The following is a 12,938-nucleotide window of genomic DNA, read 5'->3' on the forward strand; positions in this document are numbered from 1 at the left end:
TTCTTAATAGAAACTCATATATAAATTATGGCTATCAAACATCCAAATTAACAACTTCTCTTGCATGATCTTCTATAAATCTTCTTCTCGGCTCCACTTCCTCACCCATTAAGATCGAGAATATCCTGTCAGCTTCAACTGCATCTTCTATTGCGATCTGCTTGAGTATTCTGACATCAGGATCCATTGTTGTTTCCCAGAGCTGCTTTGGATTCATCTCACCCAGGCCTTTATATCTTTGTATGGCAACTCCTTCTTTTCCAATTTCATTAAGCAGAGTGTTCATCCTCTCGTCATTGTAAACCCAGTTGACCTGCTTTCCCTTCTGCACCCTGTACAAAGGCGGCTGCGCAACATAAACATAGCCTGCTTCGATCAAAGGCTGCATATACCTGTAAAAGAAAGTCAATAGCAATGTCCTGATATGAGCGCCGTCAACATCCGCATCAGTCATTATGATTATTTTATGATATCTTGTTTTTGAAATGTCAAACTCATCCCCTATTCCGCAGCCGATTGCGCTTATGATTGTAATGATCTCATTATTCATAAGCATCTTGTCCATTCTCGCTTTCTCAACATTAAGGATTTTTCCTCTTAAAGGAAGTATTGCCTGGAATTCCCTGCTTCTAGCCATTTTGCAACTTCCCCCGGCTGAATCTCCTTCCACAATATACATTTCGCATTGAGCAGGATCCCTGTTAGAGCAATCAGCCAGTTTGCCTGGCAATGATCCTGAATCAAGCGCGCTTTTTCTTCTTGCCAATTCCCTTGCTTTTCTTGCAGCCTCTCTTGCATGCGCAGCTAAAACAGATTTTTCAATTATGGATTTTGCAACTGTAGGATTTTCTTCAAGATAATTGCCAAGCGATGTTGTAACTAAAGAATCAACTATTCCTTTAACTTCAGAATTGCCAAGCTTTGTCTTTGTCTGGCCTTCAAACTGCGGCTCTGCTATTTTTAATGCTATAACTGCGGCCAATCCTTCTCGAGCATCCTCGCTTTCCAATTTTGTGTCTTTCAACAGCCTGAATTTTTCTCCAAAATGATTCATCACTCTTGTCAATGCTGTTTTGAATCCAATCAAATGAGTTCCGCCTTCGTGCGTATTGATGTCGTTGACAAAAGAGAATACCTGCTCATTATAGCTGTTGTTGTACTGCATTGCTATCTCGAGCTTTGTGCCGTTTTTTTCGCCGCTGAAATAGATAACATCATGCAGCGCAGCCTTGTTTTGGTTGATGTATTTGACAAATTCTATAATGCCGCCTTCATAGCAGAATATCTCTTGCTTATCCGCTCTTTCATCGCTGAAAATAATTTTCAGCCCTTTATTCAGGAAAGCCAGTTCTCTCAATCTTGTTGCAACAACATCATAATCATATATCGTGTCTGTGAAAATCTCCTTATCAGCCAAAAAGGTTATCTTTGTTCCCCTTTCTGCTGTATCGCCAATAACATGCACTTCATTTGTTTCCTTTCCTCTGTTGTAAGTCTGGGTGTATATCTTGCCATCCCTGTAAACCTCAACTATAAGCTCTTCAGAAAGCGCATTTACAACAGAAACTCCTACACCATGCAGGCCGCCAGAAACTTTATAAGCGCCTTTTTCAAACTTTCCGCCCGCATGCAGCTTTGTCATGACAATCTGCAGCGCGCTGACATTAAACTTCGGATGGATGTCAACAGGAATGCCTCTGCCATTGTCAACAACACTTACTCTGTTATCAGCATGGATCGTAACCTTTATCAAAGTGCAGTGGCCGACAAGGGCCTCATCAACAGAATTATCCACAACTTCATTGATCAGATGATGCAATCCGCGGCTTGATGTAGAGCCAATGTACATGCTGGGCCTTTTCCTGACTGCTTCAACATTGCCCAGTACAGTTATGTCCTTGGCTTCGTAGCTTTCTTCTTGGTTTTCTGGCATTTTTATCCTATAATTATGTGGTTCATTGCTAGTCCTTTTGTTTTTAAAAAATAATCAATAGTTTTGGATCTTTCATATTTGGATATTCTAGTTTTATAGCTTTTATAAAAAAGCGAAATGAACATTGTAACTTCTTCTATTATGAACTCCTTGCATAATTCTTTTTTTTGTTCATAGCTTTCTTTAGTTTTATTTAGCTGTGAAAGTACAGTTCCTGTGAATTCATCTTCGATTAGTTTTGAAAATTCTGAACTCCTTCGCTCTAGATTTTTAACTTCAATTTTACTTTTTTTGTACTCATCATCCTCTAGTTCAGACCAATAAGAACCCTTTACTTTTTCGAAAGGTTTAGAGATTTTTGTTAAAAAATTTTTCAAATCCGTGCCTTCTTTCAATGCTTCTTTTGGAGGTATATCCTTGAATGCCTGTAAAGATAGCCTGTATGGGTTATCCACAACAAAGATAAGAAATTCGTCAAAACCATCCGCTAATTTAATTGCCTTTAGTATGTTCTCCTCCTTTGAATAAAAGGGGTTTCTTATACTCACTCCCATAAATGCTTTTCTCCTATTTTCAGCCATTTTCTCGTCCTTAAATTTGTTAAGAATCTTATAAAAAAGAAATCACCTTAGCTTATAAATCTATCGTTTGTAGAATGGCGAGATAAGGCTTAAAACGTCAGAATTTGAAGGTTTTAGAAGATTTTAATTACTTATTATTGGCATTTTCATTTTCACCTTGCTTAGTTTCTTGTTTTTTGTGATTATCATGCTTTGATTTCATCATAATACCTCCAAAGGATATCCACAAATAGTTCTGCATTTTGCAATAGAATATGATTTTTTAGAATTTCCATGATAAGAGGATCTTTTCTTCTGACTGCATCTTCGAAATTCTTGATTGTTGATTTTTTGGCATTGATTATTTTTCCATAAATCTTTCCAATATTCCTTATCTCTCCAATTTGAGATTCAGTTATGTTCCCGATATATAATAAGTCTATGTCGCTGTCTTTTGTGAATGCCCTTTTTGCATAAGAGCCAAAAACAAGCAGAGTTCCGCCTAAATTCAGCTCGAATATGTCGGAAAAAATCTTCTTGATCACAAATACTTGTTCAATGAATGTTGCTGTTTCGATTAGTTCTGCAACCACGATGTAATTTCTTACAGCAACATTTTCCATGTTCAGCGAATAAACCTTGTTTTTACCTGCTTTTTTTGACACCATGACTTTATCTTTTTCTAGAGTTTTGAGATGCGGAAGCAGCGTTACATGGCTTTTCTTTATTAATTGCGCGAGTTGACGAACATGATATTGCGCTAAATAGTTTGAAAGGTATTGCTTTAAAATCATCAGTTTGATATTGGTTATTTTATCTACCATATGGTATAAATAATTACCATTAATATTTAAATCTTTTGTTTTTTCTGATTGAGGTAACTTATTAGCTGTTTATCATTTCTAAAGCGCGAGATAAGGCTTAAAACAGCAAAATTTATGGGTTTTGGACAAAGAAAACTAAGCCACTTTCAATAATTTTTCATCTATTGTTTTTTTGTTTTTAATAGCTTTAATTATTTTAACAACCTTTGCCTGTTCTGCTGCTTCCGTTTCTTTATTGTAATCACCCTCAAGAACGCTTCCTATGCCCACGGGTGCCCCTACATTATCACTGCGAGTCCACCATTTACCATTTTCATCTCTATAATAATCAACCCCATCTTTTCCTCTTAGCACTGGGCACCCTTGTCCATAACCATATTCCCTCATTCAAACCCCTCATCTTGCTTCTTAATTAACTTTCATAGCTTCTTTCCATCCCTTTATAAATGCAGCTTCCCATGAGCTGATCTCATCATTCTCAACTAATTCTTCTCTTTCGTCATCAGAGTAAACTAATTCGTCTTCATCTTCCAAATCCTTATCTTCAGGCTCTTTCATAGCTTCGCCTCCTAAGTCAAACATCATATGTTTACAACCCCTTTTTACAATCTATATACTCCAAAACAATTAAATATATATACTTATTCTATATACCATATATAGCATATAACGAGCATATAGGGTTCTGTAAACTTTACGGTAAAAAAAAGAGGGGGGGCGTGTAAACCATGGATTTCAGGAAGTTAATCGGATTCGGAAAGAACTCGTTTGTAATTTCACTGCCAAAAGCATGGGTGCAGAAGAACAAGCTTAAGAAAGGTGATCCTATTTATATTGAGGAAAATGATGGCGATATAAGACTGTTTCCCGGCCTTAAGGAGGATGACGGCAATAAGGAGATCACACTGGATGTTGATGGGAAATCAATTAAAGAAATAAAAAGAGAGCTTGTCCCCGCGTATATAAATAATTTCACAACCATAATATTAACAGGCAAAGAGCTGAAAAAAAGGGCAAAGCAGATAAGGGATTTGATCCATGATCTGGTGGCGCTTGAAATAATAGAGCAGACTTCAGATAAGGTCATTACAAAATCATTTCTGAATGTAAAAGAGCTTTCCGTTAAAGACCTCATAAGGAAAATGGAGACAATGACAAGGGCCATGATTGCTGATTCGAAATCAGTGATCGGCGAAGGCAGCTATGAAAATATCAGGCATCGCGATGATGATGTCAACCGGCTTTATTATCTTTTGCTCAGAATTCTGAAATATGCCTTGAATAACCCGTCGCTGGCATCTAATTACTTCAAAATGTCATCGGCGGATATACTGGATACATGGAGAATGGCTTACGTGATTGAAGAAATTGCTGATGAAGCAAAAAGGGTTGCAAGGTACCTTAGGCTTGTTAAATTAAATAAAGCAGATAAAAAAAAGCTAATAGATTTGCTCTCTTTGATTGAAGACACATATCTCAATACGATGAAGGCATATTATACTGATGACAAAGACCTTATTTACAAGATGGCGCGCAGAAAATCCGAGATAATAAAGCAGTGCGATGAATTATACGGGCATATGTGGAATAAAAAATATGTTCCCACTGTAATTGAGAAATTCAAGTTCATGGCCGCTGCAACCCATAATATCGGGAGAATAATTTACACATGATGCAGGACAATGCAACTGCGGTGATATCAGATGTGCACTCGAATCTGGAAGCTCTGGAAGCTGTATTGGGAGATATAAGAAAGCAAAATATAAAAAATATCATTTCCCTTGGCGACATAGTTGGCTACGGCGCATCGCCAAATGAAGTTATTAAATTGTTCATAAAACAGAATATAGAATCTGTCAGGGGAAATCATGATGCTGCCATATTTTTTTGTGAAGAAGAGCATAAAGAATTTAATAATCACGCTCATGATGCAATTGAAAGGACAAAGTGCATGCTTTCAGAAGAATCAAAAAAATATTTGAAAAGCCTTAAAGATTTTCTTGTTATTGGCGGAGTTCGCTTTGTTCATGGCTGTCCTCCAGACTCATATAAGGATTATGTTCCGGATTATGTGAACGAACGTAACGCATTTAGAATGTTTGAAGAAGACTTGTGCTTTATTGGGCATACCCATAGGGCAATTGCATATTTTAGCAAGAAAATTGAAGAAGGCGCAACTTTGAGATCAGAAGATTTTGATGTAGATCGCGTTGCTGTTGAGCCAAATTCCTCTCTGGCAGTTAGAAAAGATGAAAGAGCCATATTCAATCCAGGCAGCGTGGGCCAGCCAAGAGAGAAGCGGTTAATTTATGCAAAATATTTCATACTTTACAACGATAACAACAATGAAAAAGAAATAGAATTCAGGCACATTCCATATGATATTGAAAAATCTGCAGATAAAATAAGAAAAATAATGAAAGATGATTCTCTTGCTGAAATGCTTTATGGAAGTGCTAGTTTTTCTGTTTAAGTTTAATCAAATAACTAAATTTATATACAAGTTCTGCCATAATTCTAATCGTCGGAATAAATTTCAAAATATTTTTTATTTTGATGGGGATAATTTTAAATGAATCGTGAAAAAAACAAGAAATTAACAATCGCCTTAACATACAACAAAAAAAGAAGCCCAAAAGAAGGTGAGCTTGAAGATCTTTATGCAGAGTTTGATACAGATCAGACAATCAATGCAGTTAAAAATGCAATTGAAAGCAAAGGCAGCGATGTAATTCTTATTGAAGCTGATGAAGATGCATTCTTGAAATTAAAGGCTCTGAAAAATAAAATAGATCTTGTCTTCAATATTGCTGAAGGAATAAGGGGAGATGCCAGAGAATCTCACATTCCTGCATTCTGTGAGATGCTTAATATTCCGCACACCGCTTCTAGTGCTTTGACGCTTGCAATAACGCTGGACAAGGCAAGGACAAAAGAAATTCTTTCTTACAGCAATATAGCAACGCCGAAATTCCAGGTTTTCAATAATGAAAACGAGAAGTTAAATGCGGATTTAAATTTTCCATTGATCGTAAAGCCATTAAGGGAAGGCTCGAGCAAGGGGATAAGAAACAATAATATTGTAGCTTCAGAAAAAGAGCTGAGATCAAAAATAAAAGAGCTGATTGAAAATTACAGGCAGCCCGCAATTGCCGAGGAGTTCATTGAAGGAAGGGAATTTACAGCAGCTGTAATTGAGAACGGAAGCCAAAAAGTCCTTCCTCTTGTCGAAATTACTTTTGATTATCTGCCAAAGCACATAAAGAAAATCGATTCTTACGAAGTGAAATGGATTTATGACAATCCAAACAGCAAAATTGATCCTCTGGTATGCCCTGCAAAGCTCGATAAGGAAACAGAAGACAAAATTAAAAAAATCTCACTGGATGCTTTCAACGCGCTTGGCTGCAAAGACTGGTGCAGGATAGACATAAGGCTCGATAAAAAGGGAATTCCGAAAGTTTTGGAAGTGAATGCATTGCCCGGCATCATGCCGGATCCAAAAGAAAATTCAAGATTGCCCAAGGCAGCATATGCCGCAGGTATGAGCTATGATCAATTGATAAATATTATAGTTGATAATGCAATAGAGAGGCACAACATATGAATATTGCCCTGACATACAACATGATAAGGAAAAAAATACTGAAAAACAGGCCTGTAGATGCAATAGCTGAGCTTGACAGCAAAGAAACAATTGATGCCTTAAAAGACGCTATTGAAAAAAATGGCCATGATGTTGTCTTGGTTGAAGCAGATGAAGAAGCATATTTGAAATTAAAAAATCTGAAAAATAAAATAGATCTTGTCTTTAACATTGCTGAAGGGATTTCCGGCGAATCAAGGGAAAGCTACATCCCCTTTATGTGCGAAATGCTCGGCATTCCTTATACAGGCTCTTCTCCTTCTGCATTGGCAATCTGCCTGAACAAAGCAAGGACAAAGGAGATTTTAATGCATTACAATATAGCGACGCCGAAATTCCAGATTTTCAATGGTGAGAATGAAAAGTTAAATGAAAATATAACATATCCCCTTATTCTGAAATTAAAAGACGAGGGCTCAAAAATGGGACTCACAAAAAGCTCTGTTGTTAGGAATGATGCTGAGCTTAAAAAACAATTAACTTATCTTTTTGAAACTTATAACAAGCCAGTGATGGCTGAGGAATTCCTGATAGGAAGAGAATTTACAGTCGGCGTAATAGGGAATGATGATCCGATAACATTCCCGCCAGTGGAGGTAAAATTCAGCGAGCAATTGAAAGAAACTGAAAGGGTTGTTCTTTTCCAAGCTGACGACCCTGTTGTTTCCATGATCAAATCTGTTGACAAAAATTTTTCAAACAGCGAAAAATATGTCGATTACGCTTCAGTCTGCCCTGCTGGAATTTCAAAAGAGCTCGAATCAAGATTAAAGGAAACTGCGCTTAAGGCTTATAGGACATTGAGATGCAGGGACTGGTGCAGGATAGACATGCGGCTTGATAAAAATGGAAAGGTAAATGTTCTGGAATTAAATCCTATTGCAGGGATAGACCCAAGCTACTGGTTTCCAAGGGCTGCAAAAGCAGCTGGCATGGAATATCATCAGTTAATCGGGAAAATCATAGATTATGCATCTGAAAGATATAAAATAAAAAGAGCGGTTATGGCAGAATGAATATAAACAGCGCGATATTAAAAGATGGAATTGCAATAAATGTGAATAAAGAATACAATGTCATATACCCGAAAAGCATTTGGCCTGGGCTGAAATTAAAAACAAAGCAAAGCATAGTAGACAATCTTGCTTATGCAAAATTGGCTTCTTATTCAGCTTTTTTAAAGGATGAATTCATCTTCAACAGCGCTCTGCCTCACTTAAAAAGCTTTTTTGACGAATGCGCAGTAAAGGATTTTCCCAGATTCGCCCATGAGGATAATTTATCAGTCGGGGAGATGATTCAAAATTTCAAGAATGCAAAATTCAGATTCAATTCAAATGAAGCTTCAATGCCTGATGAGGAAGCAAATACAGAAGATGGAGCAGTGCTCGGCATATCATTCGGAAAGGACAGCCTTCTCACATACGCAGTTGCAAAAGAGATAAAGCTGCCGATAAAGCTTGTTTTTGTCAAGGACTGCGGAAAGGTTGAATTAAAGCATAAACTAAGCATAATGCGCGAATTCAAAAAAAAATTCAATGAAGAAATCTTCATACTTAAAGACAATACAGACCATATTGCATCTGATAAGGCAATAAACACAATTAATTCAGAAGGCATTTACGGCTCTAATGCAATGAACGGCTATACGCTTATGCTTCTGCCATTCGCCTATCATTTCAAAACAAATAACATATTGTTTGGGAATGAGCACAATCTTAATGATTATTTCATAGACGAGCAGGGTTTCAAATGCCACCCATCATACGAGCAGAGCAGCGAATGCATTGAAGGCCAGAATAATGCCATTATGCAGTTCACCGGAAAAAAAATCGGCGTAGCAAGCCTGATCAACCCGCTATATTGCTTGTCTGAATACAAAATTCTTTATAAAAGATACCCCCGCTTGGCAGAATTTCAGATGTCTTGCCCGCACGACCCTTATGAGAACCAGGAAAACAAGTGGTGCTATCAATGCTCGACATGCGCAAGAGCTTTTCTTTATACCAATGCGGTTGGAGGCGATATAAAAAGCATATCATTCAACAAAAATTTCTTTGACAAAGAATATGAGCGCTTATATGTCCTGTTTGACAGCGCCATTAGAAGAATATATGAAAAGCCAAAAGCAGTGAGGGATGAACAGTTGTTTGCTTTCTACCTCGCATCAAGAAACGGCAATAAGTCCTACCTTGTTGAAAAGTTCAAAAAAGAATTTCTGGACGAAGCAAAAGAAAGGGAAGATGAGCTCTATAACAAATTTTTTGGCGTGCACCCTTCGCCGGCAATTCCAACTAAGTTCAAATCCGAAATCACCTCAATATATAAAGAAGAACTGAGTCGATGATGGTTGATGCATTCAATAATATAAAAAAGATCCTTGAAGAGAAAATCAAATTTGATAACGGCAGTTTTTTTCATAACGATGTCAAAGAAGCTGTCAATAAAAAAAACTTCCTTCTTGAGAGCGCTGAAAAGTTCGGCACTCCCCAGTATTTCCTCGATGAAGCCAAATTAAAACAAAGGGCGTTGTTCTTCATGAACACATTTAAAAAATATATTTCAAACTCTGAATTCTTTTACGCGTTTAAGTGCAATGATCTGCCATTTCTGATAAAAACCCTGAAAAATATCAGCTATAATGCAGATGTTGCAAGCCTGTTTGAACTGAAGCTTGCCTTAAAGCTCGGCTTTGACAAGATAATTTTTACAGGGCCGGGAAAAGAAAATGAAGAATTGGAATTGGCGATAAAGAATAATGATAAAGTTATTTTAAATATAGACAATTTTGATGAGTTGGAAAGATTGGCTGAAATATTGGAGAAAGACAAACAAAATAAAAAAATCAATGTCTGTATCAGGCTGAACCCGCATGATTCCGTCATGGAAGAATGGTCTAAATTCGGAATTGAGCTGAAAGAGCTGGACAACACAATTAAAAAAATAAAAGAGCATCCGCAATTGAAGCTGAGAGGATTTCATTTTCACTGCAGCTGGAACTGCACGCCGGACAAATATGTGGAGAATATAGGAATAATCGGAAAACACCTGAAAGATAATTTCTCAGCCAAAGACATCTCGGAGCTTGAATTTATTGATGTTGGAGGGGGCTTTTATCCTGAAGGGAATGCGCTTTTGTTTAAGGATACAGATAAAGGTAAAATATTAAGCCTGCTTAATAACAACGAAATTGACCCTCACAGCATCGTCATTGAAAATGCCGAGCCGCTGGATAATTTCGGCAGAGAAATATCCGCTGCTCTTGAAAAACATATTTTTCCCTTAAGCCCTAGCATAAAGATTTATTTCGAGCCAGGAAGATTTATTTCAATGCATTCCACCACGATTTTAACAAAAGTCATTTCAATAAAAAATAACGGCGCCATAGTTGACGGCGGCGCAAATATGGTCGGCGATTTTAGGTTTTCAGAATATTCTTTCGCTCCGCTGGTTAATTTAAATGATCCATCCCCACTTCTTAACAAAAAAACAATCTATGGGCCTTTGTGCCACCCTTCAGATCTGTGGGGTTATTCTTTTTTTGGAAAAAATATCAAGAAGGGAGATGTTATTGCAGTGCTGAACCAGGGAGACTATGTATTTTCATATGCATCGCGATTCATAAAGCCGGCGGCGCCATATATAGCTCTGACTGAAGAAAATAAATTTGTTGTTGTGAAAGAGAAGGAAAAATTCGAAGAAAGGTATTTTGGCTGCAAATTTTAGAATTTTCTAAATTTTTTTCTCGTCGAGAGATTTTCTTTGGATTTTTTCAAATAATTTTTCGAGGAAAAAATCATAAAAATCAAAAAATTCTTTCGTCTTAAAATTTAAAAAATAAATACATTTAAATATAAGTTCTTTCACAATATATTTTAAGAAAAATATTGTTTTCAAGGAGGAAAACTGACATAACAATGAAATTCGGATCTTTTATTTTCAGAAAAAAAGACATAAAATTTTTAATTTCTATGTGAGGTGAACTTAGTCTAATTAATTAATCAAAAAAGAGGAAGATGGCAAGGTCGTTGATAAGGCAGGAACTAATTTTAGTGAAGGAGCAGGAAACTGAAGGGTTTTCTTTGTGGAAAGAGATAATGAAGAACAGCATTAACTCTGCTGATCAGCTGGCTGCAATATGCAAATGCCCGATAAATGCTCAGGAATTGAACGAAGTCATTAAAAAATACCCGATGAGGGTGAATTCTTATTTCTTAAGCCTGATAAAATCGAAAGATGACCCGATTTGGAAGCAGTGCATACCTGACAAGAACGAATTAATCAACAGCGAAGTTATGACTGAGGATCCTCTCTGCGAGGAAAGGGACAGCCCGGTTCCTGGCTTGACGCACCGCTATCCTGACAGGGTTTTGCTTCTTGTTTCAAACCAATGCGCAACTTACTGCAGGTTTTGCACAAGAAAAAGAAAAGTCGGCGATCCTTTCAAAAGAATAACAAAAGAGCAGATTATGAAAGGCATTGAGTATATCAAAGAGCACAAAGAAATAAGGGATGTTCTATTATCGGGCGGCGATCCTTTGCTGCTTTCAGACAGCTATTTGGAATGGATTTTGAAGGAAGTCAGGGCAATTTCTCATGTTGAAATTATAAGAATCGGTACAAGAGTGCCTTGCACATTGCCTCAGAGAATAACCCCTGAGCTTTGCAAAATGCTGAAGAAATATCATCCGTTTTACATTAACACACATTTCAATCATCCTTCTGAAATTACTGAAGAAGCCAAAGCAGCATGCGAGATGCTTGCTGATACAGGGATTCCGCTTGGAAACCAAAGCGTTCTGCTAAAAGGCATTAATGATGATCCTGCTGTGATGAAAGAGCTGATGCACAAGCTTTTGATGATGAGAGTGAAGCCGTATTATATATATCAGGCAGACCTGGTCAAGGGAACAGAGCATTTCAGGACAAAGATCAAGGCAGGGCTTGACGTAATAAAGGCATTGCGAGGCCACACATCCGGATTGGCGGTTCCGCAGTACATAATAGATGCGCCTGGCGGAGGCGGAAAGATACCTTTACTGCCAGAATATGTTGTTTCTTACGCTGACGGAAAGATCGTCCTGAGGAATTACGCGGATAAAGAGTACGTCTATACTGAGCCGAATGGATGCTGAATAGGTTTAAGATTTTTCTTAAATGTTAATTTGTAATTTTTAATCATACACCAACAAAAATCCAGCCATGGTGCCGACGAGGCGGGGGCTGTCCCTTACGGGGTGCCGAGTAGGACAAAACTTGTTTTGTCCGTAGGCACCATGGTTGGCTGGATTTTGTAGAATAACATAAATTAAAGTGCATATTTTTATTTGCGTACATTAAATTAAATACGCCGCGACCCGGATTTGAACCGGGAAGGCCTTGCGGCCAGCAGTTCTCTTGCATTGATCAGTTCGAGACTGCCGCAGTACCGAGTTGTGCCATCGCGGCATAATAAGAAAGATATTGGTTTTTATTTTTAATGGTTTCTAAAAAAAATACCCCCAACGGGCATTTAGTCTTCAACTAAGACTCCCCAGCTTCATCTCTCATTTTTCTTTTTAGTTAGATGTGCTTATATAAATATCTTTCGTCTGCAAATGTCCACTGCTATTAAACATTTTCCCGAACAATTTGTTGGCAATGAATATAAATCGCAAGAAATGAGATTTCTTAAAATATGACCTTTTTCATAGGAAATAATAGAACTATTGAGCAACTTGACATAGATAGACCTAATACCATAACTGACTACTGGAGAATAAACGCAATGATTCAAGAAATTAAGATGGGCCAAATAAGGCTAAGGAGGCTTCTTTATCATTTTGACATGATGGAGAAGGGCTATGAAATGCATTCTATTCCTCATTGTTTTCGCTCAATTCTGATACAGCACATTAACAGAGAAGCAACTAACCTGATTATTAACTGGGAACTGTTAAAAGAAACAGTCGCTCATCTTTTTCCTGAAAATTCTA

13 protein-coding genes and 1 tRNA gene are annotated in these 12,938 nt (G+C 37.3%); 8 read left to right on the forward strand and 6 right to left on the reverse strand.

Annotation, left to right across the window (positions count from 1 at the left end; all coding sequences use genetic code 11):
• Positions 1 to 34: 34 nt before the first annotated feature.
• The 5 genes from gyrB to Q7J54_06340 all read right to left on the reverse strand — a co-directional run bounded on the left by gyrB (position 35) and on the right by Q7J54_06340 (position 3,902).
• On the reverse strand, positions 35 to 1,933 hold the full coding sequence (gene gyrB / locus Q7J54_06320) for a DNA topoisomerase (ATP-hydrolyzing) subunit B (GenBank protein MDO8741159.1): 1,899 nt from the start codon (positions 1,931 to 1,933) through the stop codon (positions 35 to 37).
• A gap of 2 nt (positions 1,934 to 1,935) precedes the next feature.
• A complete protein-coding gene (locus Q7J54_06325) occupies positions 1,936 to 2,514 on the reverse strand; it encodes a hypothetical protein (protein MDO8741160.1) in 579 nt (192 codons plus the stop codon).
• A gap of 185 nt (positions 2,515 to 2,699) precedes the next feature.
• Positions 2,700 to 3,317, reverse strand: coding sequence for a nucleotidyltransferase domain-containing protein (locus Q7J54_06330; protein ID MDO8741161.1), 618 nt, complete (start codon positions 3,315 to 3,317; stop codon positions 2,700 to 2,702).
• A gap of 135 nt (positions 3,318 to 3,452) precedes the next feature.
• Positions 3,453 to 3,704, reverse strand: a complete 252-nt coding sequence (locus tag Q7J54_06335) for a hypothetical protein (protein ID MDO8741162.1) — start codon at positions 3,702 to 3,704, stop codon at positions 3,453 to 3,455.
• A 21-nt stretch (positions 3,705 to 3,725) separates the two neighbouring features.
• The gene (locus tag Q7J54_06340) at positions 3,726 to 3,902 is read right to left on the reverse strand and encodes a hypothetical protein (protein MDO8741163.1); all 177 of its coding nucleotides are present in this window, start codon (positions 3,900 to 3,902) and stop codon (positions 3,726 to 3,728) included.
• A 143-nt stretch (positions 3,903 to 4,045) separates the two neighbouring features.
• Here Q7J54_06340 and Q7J54_06345 point away from each other — a divergent pair, with 143 nt between their 5' ends.
• The 7 genes from Q7J54_06345 to Q7J54_06375 all read left to right on the forward strand — a co-directional run bounded on the left by Q7J54_06345 (position 4,046) and on the right by Q7J54_06375 (position 12,098).
• Positions 4,046 to 4,990: a PhoU domain-containing protein gene (locus Q7J54_06345; GenBank protein ID MDO8741164.1), complete on the forward strand. Its 945-nt coding sequence runs from the start codon at positions 4,046 to 4,048 to the stop codon at positions 4,988 to 4,990.
• The gene (locus Q7J54_06350; protein ID MDO8741165.1) at positions 4,987 to 5,790 is read left to right on the forward strand and encodes a metallophosphoesterase family protein; all 804 of its coding nucleotides are present in this window, start codon (positions 4,987 to 4,989) and stop codon (positions 5,788 to 5,790) included. The genes Q7J54_06345 and Q7J54_06350 overlap by 4 nt, the downstream gene beginning before the upstream one ends.
• A gap of 99 nt (positions 5,791 to 5,889) precedes the next feature.
• Complete coding sequence (locus Q7J54_06355) at positions 5,890 to 6,924, forward strand: ATP-grasp domain-containing protein (GenBank protein MDO8741166.1); 1,035 nt, start codon at positions 5,890 to 5,892, stop codon at positions 6,922 to 6,924.
• A complete protein-coding gene (locus Q7J54_06360) occupies positions 6,921 to 7,979 on the forward strand; it encodes a D-alanine--D-alanine ligase (GenBank protein ID MDO8741167.1) in 1,059 nt (352 codons plus the stop codon). The genes Q7J54_06355 and Q7J54_06360 overlap by 4 nt, the downstream gene beginning before the upstream one ends.
• Positions 7,976 to 9,310 carry a hypothetical protein gene (locus Q7J54_06365; GenBank protein MDO8741168.1) on the forward strand — a complete coding sequence of 445 codons (1,335 nt, stop codon included), beginning with the start codon at positions 7,976 to 7,978 and terminating at the stop codon, positions 9,308 to 9,310. The genes Q7J54_06360 and Q7J54_06365 overlap by 4 nt, the downstream gene beginning before the upstream one ends.
• The gene (locus Q7J54_06370) at positions 9,307 to 10,689 is read left to right on the forward strand and encodes an alanine racemase (protein MDO8741169.1); all 1,383 of its coding nucleotides are present in this window, start codon (positions 9,307 to 9,309) and stop codon (positions 10,687 to 10,689) included. Before Q7J54_06365 ends, Q7J54_06370 begins: the two co-directional genes overlap by 4 nt.
• A 290-nt stretch (positions 10,690 to 10,979) precedes the next feature.
• The gene (locus Q7J54_06375; GenBank protein ID MDO8741170.1) at positions 10,980 to 12,098 is read left to right on the forward strand and encodes a KamA family radical SAM protein; all 1,119 of its coding nucleotides are present in this window, start codon (positions 10,980 to 10,982) and stop codon (positions 12,096 to 12,098) included.
• Positions 12,099 to 12,311: 213 nt separating this feature from the next.
• On the opposite strand, the gene Q7J54_06380 is transcribed toward Q7J54_06375, so the two are convergent.
• A tRNA-Ser gene (locus Q7J54_06380) sits at positions 12,312 to 12,411 on the reverse strand.
• A 229-nt stretch (positions 12,412 to 12,640) separates the two neighbouring features.
• Here Q7J54_06380 and Q7J54_06385 point away from each other — a divergent pair.
• On the forward strand, positions 12,641 to 12,938 hold a 298-nt coding region (locus Q7J54_06385), incomplete at its 3' end, for a hypothetical protein (GenBank protein ID MDO8741171.1).

It is taken from the genome of Candidatus Woesearchaeota archaeon, from assembly GCA_030651135.1.
GTDB lineage: Archaea > Nanobdellota > Nanobdellia > Woesearchaeales > JACPBO01 > JACPBO01.